The 22,685-nt window shown below is 72.2% G+C and carries 15 protein-coding genes; 5 read left to right on the plus strand and 10 right to left on the minus strand.

From position 1 onward, the window contains the following. Both ACFT4A_RS34660 and ACFT4A_RS34665 read right to left on the minus strand, forming a co-directional pair. The coding region (locus ACFT4A_RS34660) for a maltotransferase domain-containing protein (RefSeq protein WP_382838403.1) at positions 1-710 on the minus strand (710 nt) is incomplete at its 3' end. Positions 711-925: 215 nt separating this feature from the next. After that, positions 926-2,128 (minus strand): S8 family peptidase, encoded by a 1,203-nt coding sequence (locus tag ACFT4A_RS34665; RefSeq protein ID WP_382838406.1) that lies wholly within the window; start codon positions 2,126-2,128, stop codon positions 926-928. Between the two features lie 289 nt (positions 2,129-2,417). Between ACFT4A_RS34665 and ACFT4A_RS34670 the strand changes: the two genes are divergently transcribed. Then, on the plus strand, positions 2,418-5,036 hold the full coding sequence (locus ACFT4A_RS34670) for a glycosyltransferase family 1 protein (RefSeq protein WP_382838409.1): 2,619 nt from the start codon (positions 2,418-2,420) through the stop codon (positions 5,034-5,036). 74 nt (positions 5,037-5,110) lie between these two features. On the opposite strand, the gene ACFT4A_RS34675 is transcribed toward ACFT4A_RS34670, so the two are convergent. The 7 genes from ACFT4A_RS34675 to ACFT4A_RS34705 all read right to left on the minus strand — a co-directional run bounded on the left by ACFT4A_RS34675 (position 5,111) and on the right by ACFT4A_RS34705 (position 17,368). Beyond that, positions 5,111-5,629 carry a DUF1990 domain-containing protein gene (locus ACFT4A_RS34675; protein WP_382838412.1) on the minus strand — a complete coding sequence of 173 codons (519 nt, stop codon included), beginning with the start codon at positions 5,627-5,629 and terminating at the stop codon, positions 5,111-5,113. Positions 5,630-5,698: 69 nt separating this feature from the next. Then, positions 5,699-7,342 (minus strand): M4 family metallopeptidase, encoded by a 1,644-nt coding sequence (locus ACFT4A_RS34680; RefSeq protein ID WP_382838414.1) that lies wholly within the window; start codon positions 7,340-7,342, stop codon positions 5,699-5,701. A 235-nt stretch (positions 7,343-7,577) separates the two neighbouring features. Next, entirely contained in the window at positions 7,578-9,659 is a 2,082-nt protein-coding gene (locus ACFT4A_RS34685; RefSeq protein WP_382838417.1) for a M4 family metallopeptidase, read from the minus strand. 168 nt (positions 9,660-9,827) lie between these two features. Further along, complete coding sequence (locus tag ACFT4A_RS34690; protein WP_382838420.1) at positions 9,828-11,600, minus strand: ABC transporter ATP-binding protein; 1,773 nt, start codon at positions 11,598-11,600, stop codon at positions 9,828-9,830. Beyond that, the gene (locus ACFT4A_RS34695; protein ID WP_382838423.1) at positions 11,597-13,375 is read right to left on the minus strand and encodes an ABC transporter ATP-binding protein; all 1,779 of its coding nucleotides are present in this window, start codon (positions 13,373-13,375) and stop codon (positions 11,597-11,599) included. Before ACFT4A_RS34695 ends, ACFT4A_RS34690 begins: the two co-directional genes overlap by 4 nt. Before the next feature lie 22 nt (positions 13,376-13,397). Then, on the minus strand, positions 13,398-15,260 hold the full coding sequence (locus tag ACFT4A_RS34700) for an ABC transporter ATP-binding protein (RefSeq protein WP_382838426.1): 1,863 nt from the start codon (positions 15,258-15,260) through the stop codon (positions 13,398-13,400). Next, positions 15,257-17,368 (minus strand): ABC transporter transmembrane domain-containing protein, encoded by a 2,112-nt coding sequence (locus ACFT4A_RS34705; protein WP_382838429.1) that lies wholly within the window; start codon positions 17,366-17,368, stop codon positions 15,257-15,259. The genes ACFT4A_RS34700 and ACFT4A_RS34705 overlap by 4 nt, the downstream gene beginning before the upstream one ends. Positions 17,369-17,552: 184 nt before the next feature. Here ACFT4A_RS34705 and ACFT4A_RS34710 point away from each other — a divergent pair, with 184 nt between their 5' ends. The 4 genes from ACFT4A_RS34710 to ACFT4A_RS34725 are packed head-to-tail and all read left to right on the plus strand — an operon-like array spanning position 17,553 to position 21,139. Continuing rightward, entirely contained in the window at positions 17,553-18,455 is a 903-nt protein-coding gene (locus tag ACFT4A_RS34710) for an ATP-binding cassette domain-containing protein (protein WP_382838432.1), read from the plus strand. Beyond that, a complete protein-coding gene (locus ACFT4A_RS34715; protein ID WP_382838435.1) occupies positions 18,452-19,201 on the plus strand; it encodes an ABC transporter permease in 750 nt (249 codons plus the stop codon). Before ACFT4A_RS34710 ends, ACFT4A_RS34715 begins: the two co-directional genes overlap by 4 nt. A 44-nt stretch (positions 19,202-19,245) precedes the next feature. Further along, positions 19,246-20,499, plus strand: a complete 1,254-nt coding sequence (locus ACFT4A_RS34720; RefSeq protein WP_382838538.1) for a sensor histidine kinase — start codon at positions 19,246-19,248, stop codon at positions 20,497-20,499. Further along, entirely contained in the window at positions 20,492-21,139 is a 648-nt protein-coding gene (locus ACFT4A_RS34725) for a response regulator (protein ID WP_382838436.1), read from the plus strand. The genes ACFT4A_RS34720 and ACFT4A_RS34725 overlap by 8 nt, the downstream gene beginning before the upstream one ends. On the opposite strand, the gene ACFT4A_RS34730 is transcribed toward ACFT4A_RS34725, so the two are convergent. After that, complete coding sequence (locus ACFT4A_RS34730) at positions 21,140-22,546, minus strand: sulfatase (RefSeq protein ID WP_382838438.1); 1,407 nt, start codon at positions 22,544-22,546, stop codon at positions 21,140-21,142. Positions 22,547-22,685 lie beyond the last annotated feature (139 nt).

A 22,685-nucleotide genomic window follows, 5' to 3' on the forward strand; every position in this document is an offset into this window, starting at 1 on the left:
CGCTCGACGAGGAGCGGCAGGGGCTCGGAGGTGGTGACCAGGTCCCGCAGCGGATGGCGGGACAGCACCTCGTCCACCTCCGGCGTCAACGCCGCCGCCAGCCGCGAGGCCGCCGGGCGGCTCTCGTCCCGCAGGGCGTCGACGGCGGCCAGGACCACGTCCCGCAGGCCCTCCTCCTCGGGTACGCCGTCGGCGGCCCGCTCGTACAGGCGCGCGCCCTCCTCCAGGACGACGTCCGTGTCCATACCGGCCGGGATCTTGATCTGCGCGTGGTGGCGCCAGGTGCCGACCGGGTCGCCCCACGCCTCCACGGTGAACGTCCACAGGCCGGGTTCCCCGGCGGTGACCGTGGCGCCCCACCGGTCCGTGCCGGGGGCCAGCTCCCGCATCGGCGTCCACGGCCCGGGGCGGCCCTCGGGATCCCTCAGGACGGCATTGGCGGCGACCGCGTCGTGCCCCTCCCGGAACACGGTCGCCGAGATCTCGAAGGTCTCGCCGGTCACGGCCTTGGCCGGCCGGCGTCCGTGCTGGACGACCGGGCGGACGTCGAGCACGGGTATGCGCCCGACGGCGGTCGCCTCGCCCACGGGGGGTGGTTGCGGGACCGGTGGACCGGCGTCGGCCGGGCGCACGGGGGGTGCCCCGCCGCCGGGCGCGTGCGCCCCGGTGCGGCGGGTCGGGGGTGGTGACGAAGGGTGCTTGGCGGGCATGACCGCTCCTGTCCGCGTCAACGTGGGTGGGCGGAGGTCTATGGGGAGGTGGGTCCTGCGTGGTGCTCCTGAGAGGGGTACCCGCAGGAGCCTTCCCACCCTATTCGGGTGGGCAATCCGGCACTTTGTTAACTACTCACGCGTATGTCGACACACAAGACCGGCCTCGTCCGCGACGGACGAGGCCGGCCCTGGTGTGTGGCTACTCCTTCGCCCTACGGGTGCGGCACCCGCAGTAACTTGTCCGGCGAACCGATGCCCCGGCCGGAGATCTTCCCGGTCGCCGCTCCCGCGGTCAGAGCCCTCCCGACCTGGGACGGAGTCGCCTTCGGATGATCGGCCAGATACAGCGCGGCCGCGCCCGCCGCGTGCGGAGACGCCATCGAGGTGCCCGAGAACGTGGCCCGCGCGGTGTCGCTCGCTGCGGCCGCGGAGGTGATTTCGACGCCCGGGGCGAACAGATCGAGGGCCGGACCGTGGTTGGAGAAGGCCGGTTTTGTATCCCTCCGGTCGGTCGCGCCGACCGTGATCGCCTGCTTGACGCTCGCCGGGGAGTACAGCCCGGCGGGCCTGCCGTCGTTGCCCGCGGCGATCGTGTAGCTGACGCCGGAGGCGATGGAGGCACGGACGGCGGCGTCCAGCCGGTCGTTGCGCGGGCCGCCCAGACTGAGGTTGGCGACCGCGGGCTTCCTCGCGTGCCGGGTCACCCAGTCGATCCCGGCGATCACCCGCGCCGTGGTGCCCGCGCCCGCGGCGTCCAGGACCCGTACGGAGACGATCCGGGCCTTCCCGGCGACGCCGTGGGTCTTCCCGGCGACCGTGCCGGCCACGTGCGTGCCGTGGCCGTTGGCGTCCGCCGCGACCTTGTCGTTCCCGACGAAGTCCCAGCCGTGGCTCGCCCGGCCCCCGAAGTCCCGGTGGGTGGTCCGGACGCCGGTGTCGATCACGTACACCGTCACCCCGGCACCCGCCGACTCGGGCGGGGTGTAGCTCCGGTCCAGGGGCAGACTCGGCTGGTCCACGCGGTCCAGCCCCCAGGACGCCGGGGTCCGCTGTGCGCGGTCCAGTCGCACGCGGGTGTCCTGGACGACCGAGGTGACCCGCGGATCGGCGGCGAGCCGCGCCGCCTGTCTCGCGTTCGCCCTGATCGCGTAGCCGTTCAGGACCGTGCCGTAGGTGTGGCTTATGTCCACCCCGTACGTCTCGGCCAGGCCCTTTCCGGCGCCCGAAGGTGCCCGCGTGCCCTCCTTCAGTGTCACGAGATAGCTGCCGTGCACGGAGCCGGGTCCTCCGGCGCCGAGTATCCGCCCCTCCGGTACGGCGTGCGCGGGCAGGGTGATGGCCGAAAACACCGCGATGCAGATCGCCGCGACCAGGCCCCCCGTCCAGCGCGGGCGCCGTGTGCGCGTCCGTGCCATGGTCCGAGTTCCCCTCCTCGACTCGGCGTACGGCGGCCGTGCGACGCCGCGTGCGGCGGGCGCGGGCCGGTACGCCAGAGGCAGCCTCTCGTGGCGCGTGAAACACCACAAGGACGCCTATGGGGGTGGAATCGGCCATATCCGTGAATGGTGCTGTTCAGGCCGATCGGGGGTCCGACGGCGGAGCCTCAGCGGCGGCGGCGCATCCGCCGGTACTGTCGTAGGAGACGTCGATGAAGCCCTGTGTCAAAGCCCTGCGTCAACCAGCGAACGCGCCGAGGTGGAACCCGTGAAGGCGATCCGTCGATTCACCGTCCGACCCGTTCTCCCCGACCCCCTCCGGCCGCTCAGCGATCTGGCCCGCAATCTGCGGTGGTCGTGGCACACGGAGACCCGTGACCTCTTCCAGTCCGTCGACCCCGAGCGCTGGGCCGCCTCCGGGCGCGACCCGGTCCGGCTGCTGGGCAGCGTGCCGCCCGCGCGGCTCGCGGCCCTGGCCGAGGACCGCCGGTTCCTGCGCCGCCTCGCCTCGGTCGCGGGCGATCTGCACGACTACATGACCGGCGCGCGCTGGTACCAGGCCCAGCCCGAGGAACTTCCCGCCGCGATCGCCTACTTCTCACCCGAGTTCGGCGTCACGGCCGCCCTGCCGCAGTACTCCGGCGGCCTCGGCATCCTGGCCGGCGACCATCTGAAGGCCGCCAGCGACCTGGGCGTCCCACTGATCGGCGTCGGGCTGCTCTACCGGCACGGCTACTTCCGCCAGACCCTCTCCCGGGACGGCTGGCAGCAGGAGCACTACCCCGTCCTCGACCCGAACGAGCTGCCCCTGGTCCTCCTGGAGGAGCCCGACGGCACCGCCGCCCAGGTCGCCCTCGCCCTGCCCGGGGAGAAGCAGCTGCGCGCCCGGATCTGGCTGGCGCAGGTCGGCCGGGTCCCGCTGCTGATGCTGGACTCGGACGTCGAGGAGAACGACCTCGGCGAGCGCGGTGTGACCGACCGGCTCTACGGCGGCGGCAGCGAGCACCGGCTGCTGCAGGAGATGCTGCTGGGGATAGGAGGTGTGCGAGCGGTCCGGACGTACTGCCGGCTGACCGGGCACCCCGCTCCGGAGGTGTTCCACACCAACGAGGGGCACGCCGGGTTCCTCGGTCTGGAGCGGATCGCCGAACTCTGCGCGGCGGGCTCGGACTTCGACGCGGCGCTGGAGGCGGTCCGCTCCGGGACCGTCTTCACCACCCACACCCCCGTCCCGGCCGGCATCGACCGCTTCGACCGCGAGCTGGTCGCCAGCCACTTCGGCCCCGACGCGGAGCTGCCCCGCATCGACGTCGGGCGCGTCCTCAAACTCGGCATGGAGACCTACCCCGGCGGGGAGCCCAACCTGTTCAACATGGCCGTGATGGGCCTGCGCCTGGCCCAGCGCGCCAACGGGGTGTCCCTGCTGCACGGCAACGTCAGCCGCGAGATGTTCTCCGGCCTGTGGCCCGGCTTCGACGCCGACGAGGTGCCGATCACGTCCGTGACCAACGGGGTGCACGCGCCCACCTGGGTCGCCCCGGAGGTGTTCCGGCTGGGCGCCCGGCAGATCGGCGTGCAGCGCGCCGAGGACGCGCTGACCGTCGGCGGCTCGGACCGCTGGGACTCGGTCGCCGACATCCCCGACCAGGAGATCTGGGAGCTGCGCCGGGGCCTGCGCGAGCAGCTCGTCACCGAGGTGCGGGAGCGGCTGCGGGCCTCCTGGCGGCAGCGCGGGGCCGGTACGGCCGAGCTGGGCTGGATCGACGGCGTGCTCGACCCGGACGTCCTCACCATCGGCTTCGCGCGGCGCGTCCCCTCGTACAAGCGTCTGACGCTGATGCTGCGCGACCGCGACCGGCTGATGGACCTGCTGCTGCACTCCGAGCGGCCGGTCCAGATCGTCGTGGCGGGCAAGGCGCACCCCGCGGACGACGGAGGGAAGCGGCTGGTGCAGGAGCTGGTGCGGTTCGCGGACGATCCGCGGGTCCGGCACCGGCTCGTGTTCCTGCCCGACTACGGCATGGCCATGGCGCAGAAGCTGTACCCGGGCTGCGACATCTGGCTGAACAATCCGCTCCGGCCGCTGGAGGCCTGCGGCACGTCCGGCATGAAGGCCGCGCTCAACGGTTGTCTCAATCTGTCCGTCCTCGACGGGTGGTGGGACGAGTGGTTCCAGCCGGACTTCGGCTGGGCCATCCCCACGGCCGACGGTGTCGGGACCGACCCGGACCGCCGCGACGACATAGAGGCCGCGGCGCTGTACGACCTGCTGGAGCAGCGGGTGACGCCCCGCTTCTACGAGCGCGGCCGCAGCGGGCTGCCCGACCGGTGGATCGAGATGGTCCGCCGGACCCTGAGCCTGCTCGGGCCGAAGGTGCTGGCCGGGCGCATGGTCCGCGAGTACGTCGAGCGTCTCTACGCGCCGGCGGCGCTCGCGCATCGCTCGATGGGGCCGGAACCCGCGCGTGAGCTTGCCGAGTGGAAGGGCAGGGTGCGGGCCGCCTGGCCGGGAGTCACGGTCGACCATGTGGAGACGTCCGTGTCCGAGGCGCTGGCGGAGCTCGGGACGACGCTGGGGGTGCGTGTGCGGGTCGGCCTCGGTGAGCTCGGGCCGGACGACGTGGATGTGCAGGTCGTCTCGGGGCGGGTGGACGAGGAGGACCGTATCGGTGACGCGACGGTTGTTCCCCTGAAGCCGGTCGGGTCCCCCGGGGAGGACGGGCGGTGGGCCTATGAAGGGGCCTTGTCGTTGGATCGCACCGGGCCTTTCGGGTACACGGTGCGGATCCTTCCTGCGCATCGGTTGTTGGCCTCTAGTGCGGAGTTGGGGCTGGTGGCCGGGCCTTCTGAGGAGTTGGTGGAGGCGGCCGGGTTGTTGATGCGTTGAGTTGTGTCCGCGGGTGCGTGGGGGCTGGTCGCGCCCACGCGGCGGAGCCGCAAATCGATACAGCCCCGCGCCCCCTAGGGCGTATCCACCTCTGCGACCAGTTGTCGCAGTACGCTTCCGCACCTGCGCGCGTACGCGTGTTGCAAGCCCCTGGTCGCCAAGCCGCCCGCTCGTGAGTACCACTTCGCCGGCCTGCTGAACGCGTTCACCGTCAGCCAGACCGTGCCGTCTCCCGTGCGGTCGACGACGAAGGACTCCTCGCCGCACTCGGGGTGGCCGGTCAGGGTGCCGTAGGCCCAGCCGGTGCGGCGGGGTTCCTCCAGGGTCCAGACCACGCGGCAGGGGGCCTTGATCATGCCGGCGAGGGTGACGGTGACGTCGACGCCGGGGGCGGCCCGATCCGCGCTCGCGTCGACGCCGACGCCCATGGCCCGGTGCATCTCCCAGGTGAGCACCGCCTCCGAGGCCCGTTGGAAGACCTCCTCGCCCTCCCCCAGGCGGGTGCGCACGTTCATGGGGTGGAAGCCCGGGGGGCAGAAGTGCTCCTCGCGGGTGGCGCCGACATCGGCGTAGGTGAAGTCCTCCGAAGACATGGTCCCCAAGAGTAGGGCGGTACCCGGAGCCGCCGTGGCTCCGGGTACCGCCCGTGGGTCGAGCTTCGGTCAGGCGACGTTGACCGCGGACCAGGCGGCGGCGACCGCCTTGTACTCGGTGCTGCTCGCGCCGTAGAGCGCCGAGGCCGCGTTCAGGGTCGCCGTGCGGGCCTGCGCGTACTTGGTCGTCGACGTCATGTACGTCGTCAGCGCCTTGTACCAGATCTGCAGCGCCTTGGTGCGGCCGATGCCGGTGACCGTGGAGCCGTTGGAGGTGGGCGAGTTGTAGGTCACGCCGTTGATGGTCTTCGAGCCGCTGCCCTCGGACAGCAGGTAGAAGAAGTGGTTGGCGGGACCGGAGGAGTAGTGGACGTCCACGCCGCCGAGGCTGGAGGACCAGGCGTCCTTGGACGAGCCGTCCTTGCTGGGCTTGTCCATGTAGCGCAGCGGGGTGCCGTCGCCGTTGATGTCGATCTCCTCGCCGATGAGGTAGTCACCGACGTCGGAGGAGTTGCTGGCGAAGAACTCGGCGCCCGCGCCGAAGATGTCGCTGGTGGCCTCGTTCAGACCGCCGGACTCGCCGCTGTAGTTGAGGCCGGCCGTGGCCGACGTCAGACCGTGGCTCATCTCGTGGGCGGCCACGTCGAGCGAGGTCAGCGGGTTGGTGTTGCCCTCGCCGTCGCCGTAGGTCATGCAGAAGCAGCTGTCCGACCAGAAAGCGTTGACATAGGCGTTGCCGTAGTGGACGCGCGAGTAGGCGGCCTTGCCGTCGTTGCGGATGCCGCTGCGGCCGAAGGTGCTCTTGTAGAAGTCCCAGGTCACCTGGGCGCCGTAGTGCGCGTCGGCGCCAGCGGTCTCCAGGTTGGACGGGCTGCCGGTGCCCCAGACGTCGTCCGCGCCGGAGAACAGGGTGCCGGTGCCGGAGGTGCCGCGGTTGAGGTTGTACGTCTTGTGGCCGCCGCGGGTGCTGTCCGTCAGGTTGTACGTCGACCCGGACTTGGTGGTCGTGAGGTCGACCTTGCCGCTGTACGTGGTGTTGCCGGTGCCGGTCTCGATGGCCTGGTGCTCGTAGAGCTTCTTGCCGGTGGCGGCGTCGGTGATGACGTGCAGCTCGTTCGGCGTGCCGTCCTCCTGGAGGCCGCCGACGACGGTCTCGTAGGCGAGCGTGGGCTTGCCGTCGGCCGCCCAGATCACCTTGCGGGGAGCGGAGTTCGCCTCGGTCTTCTCCGAGCCGGCCGCCTTGGCGAGCGTCACGGCCTGCTTCTCGGCCTTGGCCGCGGCGACCGCCGGCTTGAGGGAGGCGACCTTGAGGGCGGCCTTCGTCGCTCTGGTCACGCCCTTGGTCGCGCCGGACTTCGACTCGTGCACGACGAGGTCGCCGCCGAGGACCGGCAGGCCCGCGTAGGTGCGCTCGTAGCGCGTGTGGACCGAGCCGTCGGCGTCCTTCACGACGTCCTTGACGACCAGCTTCTCCTGCTCGCCGAGGCCTATCTCGTCGGCGGTCTTCGGGGCGTCCGCCTGCTGCTCCTTGACGAGAGCCGTGCGGGCGGGCGCGGAGAGCAGGACGGGGGCGGCGGCGAGGACCGGCTTGGAGGAGGAGTCGGCGGCGACGCTGCTGCCGGAGGTCAGGCCGGTGGTGAGCAGGGCGCCGGCGGCGACGGCGGTGGCGATGGCCAGGGTGGTGCGCTTGTGACGCGCGTAGAGGGGGGTCACACGAGCTCCTTGATGTGGGGGAACTGCTGGGGTGCTGTGCGGCGGGTGGGGGAAGAGTGGCACCAAGGGCGCGTACATGTCAGGAGTAACGAGTGATGTTGGCCGGAAATCGACGACAGGCTGACGGGTCCGGGCATGTGAAGCGGGCGCCGTCCCGGGGGAGTCGAACCCACCGGGGCGGCGCCCTGACTTGGGGACCGATGCGGCCTAAGGCCTACGGCTCACGGCTTGCGGCCTACGGGAAGGTGAGCTTCCAGCTGTTGATGTAGCCGGTGTCGATGGCCGCGTTGTCCTGGACCCGCAGCTGCCAGGTGCCGTTGGCGACCTCGGAGGAGGCGTTCACCGTGTAGGTCTCGTTGATGTTGTCCGCGCTGCCGCCGGTGCCGTAGCCCTTCAGCGTGTACGCGGTGCCGTCGGGGGCGACCAGATCCACCTTGAGGTCACCGATGTAGGTGTGGACGATGTCCACGGCGACCTGGAGGTTGGAGGGCGCGTTGCCCGTCCGGCCGGTGACGGTGACCGGCGAGGTGACCGCCGCGCCCCGGTCCGGGATCGCCACGTCGGCGGCGTTCTCGAAGGACGTACCGCCGCCGCCCCCGTCGCCGGGACGGGTGCCGACGTTGATGCCCGCCCACGCGTGCTGGACCGCCGTGTACTCGGCGCTGTCGGTGCCGTAGAGCTCACCGGTCGCGGCGAGGGTGCCCGTGCGGGCGCCCGCGTAGTTGGTGGTCGAGGTGAACTTCGTGGTCAGCGCGCGGAACCAGATCTTCTCCGCCTTGTCCCGGCCGATGCCGGTGACCGGAAGCCCGTCCGAGGTGGCCGAGTTGTAGGTGACACCGTTGATCGTCTTGGTGCCGCTGCCCTCGCTCAGCAGGTAGAAGAAGTGGTTCGCCGGGCCCGAGGAGTAGTGCACGTCGATCGAGCCGATGCCGGAGTACCAGCTGTCCTTGGACGAGCCGTCCTTGCTCGGCTTGTCCATGTAGCGCAGCGGGGTGCCGTCGCCGTTGATGTCGATCTCCTCGCCGATGAGGTAGTCACCGACGTCGGAGGAGTTGTTCGCGTAGAACTCGACGGTCGAGCCGAAGATGTCGCTGGTGGCCTCGTTCAGACCGCCGGACTCGCCGCTGTAGTTGAGGCCCGCGGTGTTCGACGTCAGGCCGTGGGTCATCTCGTGGGCGGCCACGTCGATCGACGTCAGCGGGTTCGCGTTGCCCGAGCCGTCGCCGTAGGTCATGCAGAAGCAGCTGTCCGACCAGAACGCGTTGACGTAGTTGTTGCCGTAGTGGACCCGGGAGTACGCGCCCACGCCGTCGCCGCGGATACCGCTGCGGCCGTGCACGTTCTTGTAGTAGTCCCAGGTCAGCGCGGCCCCGTAGTGGGCGTCGGCGCCGGCCGACTCCAGGTTGGAGGGCGTGCCGTTGCCCCACACGTCGTCGGGGCCGGAGAAGAGGGTGCCGGTGCCGGAGGTGCCGCGGTTGAGGTTGTACGTCTTGTGGCCGCCGCGGGCGCCGTCGGTGAGGTTGTACGTCGAGCCGGACTGGGTCGTGGTGAGGTCGACCGTGCCGCTGTAGACCGTGTTGCCGGTCCCGGTCTCGATGGCCTCCCACTCGTACAACTTCGCGCCGGTGCCGGCGTCGGTGACCACGTGCAGTTCCTGCGGGGTGCCGTCGTGCTGGAAGCCGCCGACGACCGTCTCGTACGCCAGGACCGGCTTGCCGCTCGCGGCCCAGATCACCTTGCGGGGCTCGCGGTTGATGTCCGGGCTCTTGGCCTCGTCGGCCTTCCCCGCGGTCAGTGCCTGCTGCCGGGCCTTGGCGACGGACACCGCCGCCTTCGTCGTGGCGGGCTTGATCGCGGAGCGGGTGGCCTTCGTGACGGACGCGGTGGAGTCCGCCTTCGTGCTCTCGACGACCAGGTCGCCGCCGAGGACGGGCAGGCCCGCGTAGGTGCGCTCGTAGCGCGTGTGCACGGTGCCGTCGCGGTCCTTCAGGACGTCGCGGACGACCAGCTTCTCCTGGGCGCCGAGGCCCAGGTCCTTCGCGGTCTCGGCCTTGCCGGCGTTCGCCTCCCGGATCAGCGCGGCGCGCTGGGCGGGGGTGAGCCGGACCGATTCCGAGCCGGGCTTCGCCTTGCTCGCGGCCGCCGGAGCCCTGTTCTCCGGGGCAGCGGTGGCGGTGCCGGCCTGCACGGCGGTGGCGATCAGCGCGGCGACGCCGGCGAGGGCCACGGCCGCGGTACGGCGAGGGGTGTGGGGAGTGCGTCTGTGGGAGGTGCCTCTGCGCGAGGAACTGCTTCTCAACACGGACTCCTTCTGCATGGCCGGGGGTCGCCCGGCCTGGGGAGGTGGAGGTGTTGCAGTGGGGTTTCTGTGGAGCAGTCGTGGGAAGCGTGGCAGGGGAGTGCGCTTTCTGTCAGGACCGCGTCAACAGTATGGCCGGAAAAGGTTCGTTGACCGGAAGTTCATGTTCGTTATACGAACGCTTGCCTAGGCGGACCCTTGACGGCCCTCGGGCAGGTCCCCGTGCCAGGAGTGCCACAGGGCCGCGTACGCCCCGCCGGCCGCCACCAGCTCGTCGTGCGTGCCGAGTTCGGCCAACAGGCCGTCCTCCATCACCGCGACCCGGTCGGCGTCGTGCGCGGTGTGCAGCCGGTGGGCGACGGCGATGACCGTGCGCCCCTCCAGGACGGCGGCCAGGGCGCGCTCGGTGTGCCGGGCGGTCGTCGGGTCGAGCAGGGCGGTCGCCTCGTCCAGGATCAGCGTGTGCGGATCCGCCAGCACCACCCGGGCGAGGGCGAGTTGCTGGGCCTGCGAGCCGTCCGTACGGCAACCGCCCTGGCCCAGGCGGGTGTCCAGGCCCTCCGGCAGCTCCCGCACCCAGGTGTCGGCGCCGACCACGGCCAGCGCTTTCCACACCTGTGCGTCGTCGGCGGACGGCTCGGCGATCCGCAGGTTGTCCCGGACCGAGCCGAGGAACACATGGTGCTCCTGGGTGACCAGGACGACCTGGCGGCGCAGCCGCTCCGGTCCGAGCCCGACCACGGGAACGCCGCCGACCGTCACCGAGCCGACGGTCGGCGCGTCGATGCCCGCCATCAGCCGGCTCAGCGTGGTCTTGCCCGCCCCGGAGGGCCCGACCACGGCCAGCCGCTCCCCGGGCGTCACCGTCAGATCGACGCCGCGCAGCACCTCGACGCCGCCGTCGTAGGCGTAGCGCGCGCCGGTGACGTCGATGCGGTCGCCGTCCGGATCCGGACACTCGCCCTCCCCGGGGGTGCGCGGGGCCCGGGCCAGTCCCTCCACCCGGGCGAAGGAGGCGCCGCCCGCCTGGAGTTGCTCGATCCGGACCAGGACCTCGTCCAGCGGCGCGCTGAGCTGCGTCAGATACAGGGCCGCCGTCACCACCGCCCCGAGACTCATCGACCCGGACGTGTGCAGCGCGCCGCCGATCACCAGCACACCGGCCACCGGCAGGACGTACGACGTCTCCATCACCGGGAAGAACACCGAGCGCAGGAAGAGCGTGTAATAGCGGGTGCGGCGGGAGGTCTCCAGGGCGTCCCGGCTCGCGGCCGTGCGCTGCTCCTGGAGCCCGAACGCCTCCACCGTGCGCGCCCCGGCCGCCGTCGACGCCACGATCTCCGCCGCGTCCGAGGTGGCGGCCCCCTCGGCGAGGTACCCGTCGCGGGCCCTGCGCAGGTACCAGCGCAACGCGATCCAGATCGGCGTCAGCGCCAGCACCGCCAGGGCGCCGAGCAGCGGGTTCGTCAGGAACACCGCGGCGACCAGGAACAACGCCTGCACCAGGTTGACGAGCAGGACCGGACCCGCGTCCCGCAGGGTGTTGCCGACGGTCGTCACGTCCGCCGTCCCCCGCGCGGTCAGGTCACCTGTACCGGCCCGCTCCACCACCGACGCGGGCAGGGTCAGCGCCCGGTCCACGAACCGCTCACGCACCCGGGCCAGCGTCCGCTCCCCGAAGCGATGGCCCACGGACCGGGCCCAGCGCGCCAGCAGCACCTGTGCCAGTGCGCTCAGCAGGAGGAGCAGGGCCAGCCGGTCGACGGCGGCCACCCCCTGCCCGGCCCGCACGTCGTCGATCATCCTGCCCAGCAGCCACGGTCCGGCGAGCCCGGCCACGGCCGCGAGCGCGTTCAGGCCCAGGACGACACCGAAGGCACGGGCGTCGGCCCGTACGAGTCCGAGCAGGGCGCGCCGGACGTCGGCCCGGTCGGCGACCGGCAGTGGTCCGTGGCTCATCCCGTGACCTCTTCCGTTTCCCTCGCGACGAGTGCCCGGTAGCCGGGGGCGGTGTCGAGGAGTTCGTGGTGGGTGCCGGAGGCTTCGACCTTGCCGTCCTTCAGGTAGAGGACGGTGTCCGTGCGGTCCAGGACCAGGGGGGAGGTGGTGGTGACGACGGTGGTGCGGCCCTGGCGGGCGTCTCTGAGCCGGGCGGCGACTGTGGCTTCCGTGTGGGCGTCGAGGGCGGAGGTGGGTTCGATGGCGAGGAGGATGTCGGGGTCCGTGAGGAGGGCTCGGGCGAGGCGGATGCGTTGGCGTTGGCCGCCGGAGAGGTTGCGGGCCTGGGCGGTCATCGGGGTGTTCAGGCCGTGGGGGAGGGCTTGGACGATGTCTTCGGCTGCGGCGGTGTGGAGCGCCCTCTGAAGTGCGGGGTTGAGTGGTGTGGCGTGCGCGGGTGCGTTGCGGCTTGTCGCGCCCCGCGGCGGAGCCGCATATCGACGCAGCCCTGCACCCCTGAGAGACGGGGCGACCATGTCCTGCAGCGTTCCTGCGAACAAGTCGGCCTCGTGGTCGGCCACCACGATGTGGGCTCGGAGCTGGTTCAGGGCGATCTCGTCCAGGCGGATGTCTCCCCAGGTCGCGTTCGACGGGCTGTAGCGGCCCAGGCGGTCCACCACCGCTGTGGCATCCGCCGGGTGTTCGGCCACCAGAGCCGTCAAGCGGCCCGGCAGGACTCGTACGCCCGACTCGGGGTCGTGCAGGGCCGACGGTTCGGAGGGGGCGTCCAGGGTGCCGGTGTCGGGCATCGGCTCCAGGCGCAGGAACCGTACGACGCGCCGTGCGCACACCAGGCCCCGGCTGATCTGGTAGCCGCACTCGACCAGGAAGGCCACCGGCCACACCAGCACCGCCACATAGCCGTAGACGGACACCAACTGGCCCACCGTGATGTCGCCCTGGGCGGTGAGCCGGGCCGCCAGCCAGGTCACCACCGCCAGGAACAGGGTCGGCAGCCCCGTCCCCAGCGCCTGCACCCAGCTGGTCACCCTCCCCACCCGGTAGCCCTGCTCGCGCAGCCGCCGTGAGTCCTGCCGGAAGGCGTCCGCCACCAGTCGCTTGCCGCCCAGGCCGGCGAGGACGCGCAGCCCGCCCGCGAGGTCGCCGATCCGGGCCGTCAGCACGCCCTGCCGCTCGCGGTACTCCGCCTCCGATCCCCGCAACCGGCCGAGCAGCGGCCCGACCAGCAGGAGGATCACCGGCAGCCCGAGCAGCACGACGGCGGCGACCAGCCCCGAGACCGACATCAGCAGCAGGGCGGTGACCAGATAGCCCAGGACCGCCCCGACCCCGGGCCCCACCACCGTCAGTGACTGGCTGACCGTCTGCACATCGCCCACACCGATCGTGACGACCTCACCCGCACCCGCCTGCCGCCGCAGCGAGGCGCCCAGCCGCACCGCCTGACCGACGACCACCTTCACCGTGCGGAAGTTGGCGTCCATCCGCACCCGGGTCATCGTGCGGTGCCGCATGATGCTCAGCCAGGCGTTGAACGCGCCCACCGCGAACAGCGCCCCGCTCCACAGGACCAGGGCGCGCATGTCGCCGGGCTCGAGACCGTCGTCGATCGCCCGGGACATCAGATACGGCGTGGCCGCCAGCAGCACCATCCACACACTGCCGAACATCGCCCCGGCCGCACACCGCCAGGGCTGCCGGGTGACCAGCCACCACAGGTAGCGGCCCCCGCCTCGGCGGTCGGGTGTGCCCGGGTCCTCGTACGCGTCGATCATCCGCCCGCCCTCCGCCGCCGCACTACGCCAGACTGTCCCGCCAGGCCCGGTGCAGATCGGCGAATCTGCCCGTGCCCGCGACGAGTTCGGCCGGTGCGCCGTCCTCGACGATCTTCCCCTGCTCCATCACCAGGACACGGTCCGCGATCTCGACGGTCGACAGCCGGTGCGCGATGACCACCGCCGTGCGTCCCTTCAGCACCGTCGCCATCGCCCGCTGCACCGCGCGCTCGCCCGGGATGTCCAGCGAGCTGGTCGCCTCGTCGAGGATCAGCACCGCCGGATCGGCCAGCAACGCCCGGGCGAACGCGACCAGTTGCCGCTGCCCGGCCGAGATACGGCCGCCGCGCTTGCGTACGTCGGTGTCGTAGCCGTCGGGCAGAGCGCTGATGAAGTCGTGCGCGCCGATCTCCTTCGCGGCCTGCTCCATCTCCTCGCGGGTCGCGTCCGGGCGGCCGATCGCGATGTTCTCGGCGACCGTGCCGGAGAACAGGAACGCCTCCTGCGTCACCATGACCACCCCGCGCCGCAGGTCGGGCACGGCCAGGTCGCGCAGGTCGACGCCGTCCAGCAGGACCCGGCCCTCGGAGGCGTCGTAGAACCGGGCCAGCAGCTTGGCCAGCGTCGACTTTCCGGCGCCCGTGGAGCCGACGACCGCGACCGTCTGACCGGCCGGGATCGTGAGGTCGAAGCGGGGCAGCACCTCGCCGCCGGTGCGGTAGCCGAAGCCGACACCGTCGAAGACGACCTCGCGGCCCGGGTGCTCGCTCGCCAGGGGCGGGAGCGGCCGGGGGTCCGCCGGCTCGGGGACGGACGGGGTCTGGGCGAGCAGCCCGGCGATCTTCTCCAGCGAGGCCGCCGCCGACTGGTACGAGTTGAGGAACATCCCGAGCCGGTCGATCGGGTCGTACAGCCGCCGCAGGTACAGCACGGCCGCCGCCAGCACACCGAGGGCCAGCGTGCCGCCCGCGACCCGGTAGGCGCCCCACAGCACGATCGCCGCGACGGCCGTGTTGGCGACCAGCCGTGAGCCGGTGACGTAGCGGGCCATCTCCAGCAGCGCGTTGCCGTTGGTCCGCTCGTGCCGCTGGTTGAGCACGCCGAAGTCCGCGTCGTTGACGGCCTCGCGGCGGAAGGCGCGCACCGGCCGGATGCCGTTCATCGTCTCGACGAACTTCACGATGACGGCCGCGATGGCGGTGGACCGCGCCCGGTACACCCGCCCGGCGCGCCGCCGGTACCGCCGCACGAGGGCGTAGAGCGGCACCAGGGACGCCACCGCCACGCTCCCGAGGCCCAGGTCGAGCCAGAGCAGCATCGCCGAGATGTAGACGAAGGACAGGATGACCGTGACGAGCTCCTGCAGGCCCTCGTCCAGCAGTTCGCGCAGGGACTCCACGTCCGCCGTGGAGCGGGAGATGAGCCGGCCCGAGGTGTAGCGCTCGTGGAAGTCGACGCTCAGCGCCTGCGCGTGGCGGAAGATCCGGCCGCGCAGGTCGAGCAGCACGTCCTGGCTGACGCGGGCCGCGGCGAGGACGAAGGCGTACTGCAGCCCGCCCGCGGCCAGCGCGCAGGCCAGATAGCCGGCGCCCACCGTGATCAGCGGCCCGTGGTCGCCGGCCCGGAACGCCGGCACGGCACGGTCGATGGCGTACGCCACGAGGAGCGGGCCCGCCTGCACGACCGCCTGCTGGAGCAGCAGCAGAACCGTCGTGACCGTGACCCGGGCCTTCAGGGGCGTGAGCAGGGAGCGCAGCAGGGCGGCGGTGGCGCCCGGGGGAGTGGGCAGGACGTCCTGGTCGAAGGGGTCGCCGGTGGCGGCGGGCCGGTCGTCGGGTTCGTCGTCGGGTTTCCTGTCGGCCGGTGTGCTGGTGGCCGCCGTCATCGTGCGCCCTCCTCTTCCCCTGACATCAGGTGCGCGTACTCGGCGTTCGTCCGCAGCAGTTCGTGGTGGGTGCCGACGGCGGCGATCCGGCCGCCGGAGAGCAGCGCGACCCGGTCGGCGAGCAGCACGGTGGAGGGGCGGTGCGCCACGATCAGCGCGGTCGTGTCCGCGAGGACGTCCCGCAGGGCGGCCTCCACGGCGGCCTCGGTGTGCACGTCCAGCGCCGACAGCGGGTCGTCCAGGACGAGGAACTCCGGCTGTCCGACGACCGCCCGGGCGAGCGCGAGGCGCTGCCGCTGTCCGCCGGAGAGGCTGAGGCCCTGCTCGCCGACCTGGGTGTCGGTCCCCTGCGGCAGGGCGTGCACGAAGTCGGCCTGGGCCACGGCGAGGGCCCGCTCCAGCTCCGCCGCCCCGGCCGTGCCGTCGGCCCCCATGAGAACGTTGTCGCCGACCGCGGCCGAGAAGAGCGTGGGCTCCTCGAAGGCGACCGCGACCTTGGCGCGCAGCGCCTGCCTCGACAGACCGGTGATGTCGACGCCGTCGAGGGTGATGCGGCCCGAGGTGACGTCGTAGAGCCGGGGGACGAGCGCGGTGAGGGTCGTCTTCCCGCTGCCGGTGGAGCCGACCAGGGCCATGGACTCGCCGGGGCGGATGTGGAGATCGATGTGCTGGAGGACGGGCGGGGAGTCGGCGGGGGCGTCGGGGTAGCGGAAGGTGACGCCGTGAAAGCGCAAGCCCGCCCGAGCCGCGGGCGGCCGCACCACCGATGCGGCCCGCTCGGGCGCGTCGGCACCTCGTGACGCCGCGTCGCGTGCCGGGCCCTCCGACAGGGATGCCGAGTCGTGCGCCGGGTTCTCCCGTAGGGACGCCGAGTCGCGTGCCGGGCTCGCGGGAAGGGACGCCCAGGTCCCTGCCACCCCGGGCGCCCGGTCCACCGGCGGCGACGCCGAGTCACGTGCCCGGTCCTCCGACAGGGACGCCGCGTCGCGTGCCGGGCCCCCGGGTAGGGACGCCGAGGTCCCGGCCAGCACCGGCGCCCGGTCCTCCGGCGGCGACGCCGAGTCACGCGCCCCACCTCCCGGCAGCGACGCCCAACTTCCAGCCGCTCCCGGCTCCTCGACCTCCTCGTCCATCACCTCGAAATACCGCTCGGTCGCCGTCGCCGCCTCCTGGCTCATCGCCAGCAGGAAGCCGATCGACTCCACCGGCCACCGCAGGGCCAGTGCCGTCGACAGGAACGCCACCAGCGTGCCCGCCGACAAGCCCCCGTCGGCGACCTGCACGACCCCCACGACCAGTGCCGCGCCGATCGCCATCTCGGGCAGCGTCACGATGACGCCCCAGATCGTCGCCAGCAGCCGCGCCTTGCGCAGCTCCGTGCCGCGCAGCTTCCCCGACAGGTCGCGGAACGCCCGTGCCTGGCTCCGGTGGCGGCCGAACCCCTTGATGATGCGGATGCCGAGCACGCTCTCCTCGACGACCGTCGTCAGATCGCCGACCTGGTCCTGCGCGCGCCGCGCCACCTCGGCGTACCGCTTCTCGAAGACCACGCAGGTCACCATCACGGGCACGGCGGGCCCGAGGATCACCAGCCCCAGCGTCCAGTCCTGGAGCAGCATGATGAACACGCCGATCACTATCGTCACGCCGTTGACCAGCAGGAACGTCAACGGGAAGGCGAGGAACATACGGACCAGCATCAGGTCCGTCATCCCCCGGGACAGCAACTGCCCGGAGGCCCACCGGTCGTGGAAGGACACCGGCAGCCGCTGCAGGCGCCCGTACAGATCCGCCCGCATCGACGCCTCGACATGTGCCAGCGGCCGGGCCACCAGCCAGCGCCGCAGCCCGAACAGCAGGGCCTCCGCGAAGCCGAGCAGCAGCAGGAACAGCGCCCCGAGCCACACCCCGGCCGGGTCCCGGTCGGCGACCGGCCCGTCCACCATCCACTTCAGGACGAGCGGGATCACCAGGCCCGTGCTGGAGGCGACTATCGCCACGAACGCGGCGCTGAACAGCCGTGCCCGCGCGGGCCGCACGTACGGCCACAGGCGGAGCAGCGTGCGCACGGCAGAACGGTCGGGGGCGGGGGCGGATGTCGTGGCCATCAGCAGTGAGCCTACGGATCGCCACTGACACTGCCCACCGAGTTTTCTCCGAGTCCGGGTCCGTCCTTGGTCCTACGACCTGGGTGTTCGGGGAGTCGTAGGGCGGACATCAGCCGATCGGCTGATGCCCGTTCGAGCGCGACGGGCGATGTGCGCGGACCCGCCGCACCGGGACCCTCGGTCCATGTCCGTCATCGAAGTCACCGACCTGCGCAAGGCCTATGCCGGCCGCCCGGCCGTGGACGGCGTCTCCTTCGCCGTCGAGGAGGGCGAGATCTTCGGCGTCCTCGGCCCGAACGGCGCCGGCAAGACCACCACCGTCGAGTGCGTCGAGGGCCTGCGCGTCCCCGACTCCGGCCGCGTCCGCGTCACCGGCCTCGACCCGGTCGCCGACCACGAGCGGGTCGCCCAGGTCCTGGGCGCCCAGCTCCAGGAGAGCCGGCTCCAGCCCAAACTCACCGTCCGTGAGGCGCTGGAGCTCTACAGCGCGTTCTATCCGCGCCCCGTCGACTGGCGCCCGCTGGCCGAACGCCTCGGCCTGGAGGAGAAGCTGACCACCCGTTTCGCCAAGCTGTCCGGTGGCCAGAAACAGCGCCTGTTCATCGCGCTCGCCCTGATCGGCGACCCCCGCGTCGTCGTCCTGGACGAGCTCACCACCGGCCTCGACCCGCGCGCCCGCCGCGACACCTGGCAGCTCATCGAGGACGTCCGGGCGGGAGGCGTCACGGTCCTGCTCGTCACGCACTTCATGGAGGAGGCGCAGCGGCTCTGCGACCGGATCGCCGTGATCGACAAGGGCCGGGTGGCCGCCCTGGACACCCCGTCCGGGCTGATCCGCCGCTCGGCGGGCGCCACCGTCATCAGCTTCACCCCGTCCACACCCCTGGACGACCGCGAGCTGAAAACGCTCCCCGCCCTGGTCGCCGTCGAGAACAAGGACGGCCGGATCACGCTGTCCGGCACGGACGACACGGTCAACGCCGTGCTGTCGCTGCTCGCCCGCCACCACATCACCGCCCGTCAACTCCGCGTCACCGACGCCACGCTGGACGACGCGTTCCTGGACCTCACGGAGGCCTCCGCATGAGCACGGCCCTGATCAACCCCGCTGTTCTGCGCAGCGAGTTCCGGCTCTTCCGGCGTGAGCCGGGCAGTCTCTTCTGGGTCCTGCTGTTCCCGGCCCTGCTGCTGGGCATCCTCGGTTCCGTGCCGTCCTTCCGCGAGGCGCAGGACGGACTCGGCGGGCTGCGGATCGTCGACGTCTACGTGCCCGTCTGCGTGCTGGTCGCCCTCATCATGGCCGGGGTGCAGGCGATGCCGCCCACCCTCACCGGCTACCGCGAGAACGGCATCCTGCGCCGGCTCTCCACCACTCCCGTCCGCCCCTCGGCCCTGCTGGCCGCCCAGATGCTGGTGAACGGCGTGGCGGCCCTGGCATCCGCGCTGCTCACGCTCCTCGTCGGACGGCTCGCCTGGGACGTACGGCTGCCCGAACAGCCCGTCGGATACCTGCTCGCGCTGCTCCTCGCCGTGCTCGCCGCCATCTCGCTGGGCGCGGTGATCTCGGCACGGGCCCGCACGACGAAGATCGCGACCGCGATCGGCACCGCCGTGTTCTTCCCGATGATGTTCTGCGCCGGGGTGTGGGTGCCCGTGCAGGCCATGCCGGACCTGCTGGGCCGCATCGTCCAGTGCACCCCGTTCGGCGCCGCCGCACGGGCCCTGGACCAGGCCGCCGCGGGCGACTGGCCGAGCTGGGGCCACCTGGCCGTCCTCGCCGCGTGGACCGCGGTGCTCTCGGCGTCGGCCGCGCGCTGGTTCCGCTGGGAATGACCGGCGCCCGGGGAGGGGACACGGCCGTGGCCGACACTGTGGGCATGACGGACGTGGCGGGTGTGGAGCAGCGGTGGGCGGCGTACTTCCGCTGGGGGCCGTACGGGATGCTCGCGGCGGGCACCGTGCTCTCCGCGGCCACGGTCGACGCGGTCGGCATGACCACGGTGGAGCGGTGCGTCGCCGTCGTCCTGGTCGGTGCCGCGGTGGTGCTCCAGCTGTGGTGGGGGCGCTGGTCCAGCGGCCGGCCCCTGGCCCCGTCGGTGCCGGGCGCCTGCTACTACTTCGTGCGCTGGGGGCTGGGGTTCGCGCTGAGCTGGCTGAACCCGTTCTTCGCCTTCTACGCCGCCGCCGGGTTCGTCGGCCCCGACCGGCTGCTGCGGGGGCGCCCGCTCAAACTCGGGCTGCTGGCGACCGCGGTGACCATCGCGGGGTCGCAGGCCGGTGGCATGCCCCTGCACGGGCCGCTGAACTGGGCGGTGTTCGGCGCGCTGCTCTGCGTCCACATCGGGCTGCTGGTCGTCTTCGGGCAGCTGGCAGCGCGGGAGGAGGAGCGCACCCGGATCCAGACCTCCAGCATCACCGAACTGGAGCGCACCAACGCGGCCCTGCAGCAGGCCCTCGACGAGAACGCCGCCCTGCACGCGCAACTCCTGGTGCAGGCCCGGGAGGCCGGGGTCGCCGACGAGCGCCGGAGGCTGGCCGCCGAGATCCACGACACCATCGCCCAGGGGCTGACCGGCATCATCGCCCAGCTCCAGGTCGTCGCGAACGCCCCCGACCTGGCCGTGGCCCGCACCCACCTCGAACGCGCCTCGGACCTGGCCCGGCACAGCCTCGGCGAGGCCCGCCGCTCCGTGCACAACCTCGCCCCCGTGGCGCTGGCCGATGCCGGGCTGCCGGAAGCCCTGAAGAAGACGGTCGCCGAATGGGGCGAACGGACCGGGGTGCGCGCCGAGTTCACGGTCACCGGCACCGACGAGCAACTCCACGAGGAGATAGCGGCCACCCTCCTGCGGATCGTCCAGGAGGCCCTGTCCAACACCGCCCGGCACGCCGCCGCCGGCCGGGTCGGTGTCACCCTGTCCTTCCTCGGCGACGAGGTCATCCTCGACATCCGCGACGACGGCCGCGGCTTCGACCCGCTCGCCGTCCCCGAACGCACCGGCTCGGGCGGTTTCGGCCTCGACGGCATGCGCGCCCGCGCCGAACGCGTCGCCGGGTCCCTCACCGTCGAGTCCGAGCCGGGCCACGGTACGGCGGTCTCCGCTCGCGTACCGTTGGTCCGCCATGACTGACGACGCCGCCGCGATCACCCTGCTCATCGTCGACGACCACCCCGTCGTACGGGACGGCCTGCGCGGCATGTTCGAGTCCGCGCCGGGCTTCCGCGTGCTGGGTGAGGCGTCGAACGGCGTCGAGGCGGTCGCGCTCGCCGCCGCCCTGGACCCGGACGTGATCCTGATGGACCTGCGCATGCCGGGCGGCGGGGGCGTGGACGCCATCCGCGAGCTGACCCGCACCGGCGCCCGCGCCAAGGTCCTCGTCCTCACCACCTACGACACCGACTCCGACACCCTCCCCGCGATCGAGGCGGGCGCGACGGGCTACCTCCTGAAGGACGCCCCGAGGGACGAACTGTTCGCGGCGGTTCGCGCGGCGGCGGAAGGCCGGACCGTCCTCTCCCCGGCCGTGGCCTCCCGCCTGGTCTCCGCGGTCCGCACTCCCCGCACCCCCGGCAACGACACCCTGTCCGCCCGCGAGCGCGAAGTCCTGAGCCTGGTCGCCAAGGGCACCTCCAACCGCGAGATCGCCCGTGAACTCTTCATCAGCGAGGCCACGGTCAAGACCCACCTCACGCACCTCTACGCGAAACTGGGCGTGAAGGACCGGGCGGCGGCGGTGGCCACCGCCTACGAGCGAGGCATCCTGGGCTAGCTAGCCCGGGTACGGCAGCAGCCCCGCCGCGGTCTCCTCCCAGGACGTCTTCAGCTCGGTGAGCAACTCCGGCTCGTCGGGAGCGAGGTCGGCCTGTTCGCGCTGGTCCTCGGCCAGGTTGTACAGGTGGTCGGTGCCCTTGGCGTCCCGGTAGTACTTCCAGTCGCCGCGCCTCAGGGCCCGGTTGCCGCGCGTCCGCCAGAACAGGTCCCGCTCGGGCAGCCGTTCGCCGCGCAGCAGATAGCCGGCGAGGCTCTTGCCGTCCAGCGGATACGCCGGGTCGGGCCGGGCACCGGCCAGCTCCAGCAGGGTGGCGGTCCAGTCGGGGGAGAAGTTCGGCTCGTGGCTGACCTGACGGCCGTCGATCCGGGCGGGCCAGCGCAGGATCGCGGGCACCCGGATGCCGCCCTCCTGGAGCGAGAACTTCTGGCCGCTGAGGGGCCACAGGTACGACCAGCGCTCGCCGCCGTTGTCGCTGGCGAACAGCACGACGGTGTTCTCCTCCTGCCCGGAGCGGCGCAGGGCGGCGAGCACCTCGCCGACGGCCGCGTCCAGGCTCTGAACCATTTGCGTGTACTTCTCGACCGAGCCGCCGTCGTAGTGGTTCAGGGCCTTGCTGACCTCGGCCTGGGACGTCGCCGCCCGGATCTTCGCCGCGATCTCGGCGCCGGTCTCCTCGTCGCCCTCGGCGAGCCAGGGCCAGTGCGGGGTGGTGAAGTTGAGGTTGAGCAGCCAGGGCCGGTCGTGGTCCCGGCCGACGTACTCGACGGCCCGCTCGGTGAGCACGGTCGTGTAGTACCGCAGGTCCTTGTACTCGGCGTCCCCTTCGTAGAGGTCGTGGTCGCCGAGCTGGCCGAGCTTGGAGTAGTACTCCAGCACGCCCCCGTGATTGCCGAAGAACTCGTCCCAGCCCGACTTGGTGGGGCTGTAGTCGGGCAGCCAGCCGCAGTGCCACTTGCCGATGAGCGCGGTGGCGTAGCCCGCCTTTTTCAGCAGGGAGGCCAGGGTGGGGTGGTGGGGGTCCAGGCCCTGCGATCGGTCGGCGATCGGCTCGGCGAGCCCGCCCTTCGTACGGCCCGGATAGCGCCCGGTGTAGAGGCTGAAGCGGGTCGGGGAGCAGGTCGAGGAGCCGGAGTAGGCGTCCGTGAACCGCACGCCCTGGCGGGCCAGCCGGTCCAGGTTCGGCGTCCTGATGTGCGGGGCGCCGTAGGAGGAAAGGTCGGCCCAGCCGAGGTCGTCGCCCAGGATGACGAGAACGTTGGGGCGGCGCCCGGACCCGGCACCGGGGCGGGCCCTGAACGGCCGCTCGGCGGGGACGGCTTCGGCGCCGGTGGCCGTACCGGCGACGGCGCCCACGGCACCACCACCGACGAGGGCACCAAGGGCACGACGGGATATTTCGGGCATGCGGAAGTCCTGGGGGTGTCAGAGAGCAGGAGGGAGGGGGCGCCACGGCTCAGCAGGGACGCTGCCAGCCGTCCGACGACGGGGTCAAGAAGATCCCCGCCTAGTTCACGGACCCGCAACGCGCCGCAACACCCCGCAA

The sequence above is a fragment of the Streptomyces sp. NPDC057099 genome (assembly GCF_042671245.1).
Taxonomy (GTDB): Bacteria; Actinomycetota; Actinomycetes; order Streptomycetales; family Streptomycetaceae; genus Streptomyces; species Streptomyces purpurascens.

Coding starts and splice junctions, on each gene's coding strand:
- ACFT4A_RS34695 (WP_382838423.1), bottom strand. CDS start 13,375: ATGATCGACGCGTACGAGGACCCGGGCACACCCGACCGCCGAGGCGGG.
- ACFT4A_RS34710 (WP_382838432.1), top strand. CDS start 17,553: ATGTCCGTCATCGAAGTCACCGACCTGCGCAAGGCCTATGCCGGCCGC.
- ACFT4A_RS34685 (WP_382838417.1), bottom strand. CDS start 9,659: ATGCAGAAGGAGTCCGTGTTGAGAAGCAGTTCCTCGCGCAGAGGCACC.
- ACFT4A_RS34730 (WP_382838438.1), bottom strand. CDS start 22,546: ATGCCCGAAATATCCCGTCGTGCCCTTGGTGCCCTCGTCGGTGGTGGT.
- ACFT4A_RS34690 (WP_382838420.1), bottom strand. CDS start 11,600: ATGAGCCACGGACCACTGCCGGTCGCCGACCGGGCCGACGTCCGGCGC.
- ACFT4A_RS34700 (WP_382838426.1), bottom strand. CDS start 15,260: ATGACGGCGGCCACCAGCACACCGGCCGACAGGAAACCCGACGACGAA.
- ACFT4A_RS34665 (WP_382838406.1), bottom strand. CDS start 2,128: ATGGCACGGACGCGCACACGGCGCCCGCGCTGGACGGGGGGCCTGGTC.
- ACFT4A_RS34715 (WP_382838435.1), top strand. CDS start 18,452: ATGAGCACGGCCCTGATCAACCCCGCTGTTCTGCGCAGCGAGTTCCGG.
- ACFT4A_RS34725 (WP_382838436.1), top strand. CDS start 20,492: ATGACTGACGACGCCGCCGCGATCACCCTGCTCATCGTCGACGACCAC.
- ACFT4A_RS34675 (WP_382838412.1), bottom strand. CDS start 5,629: ATGTCTTCGGAGGACTTCACCTACGCCGATGTCGGCGCCACCCGCGAG.
- ACFT4A_RS34705 (WP_382838429.1), bottom strand. CDS start 17,368: ATGGCCACGACATCCGCCCCCGCCCCCGACCGTTCTGCCGTGCGCACG.
- ACFT4A_RS34720 (WP_382838538.1), top strand. CDS start 19,246: ATGACGGACGTGGCGGGTGTGGAGCAGCGGTGGGCGGCGTACTTCCGC.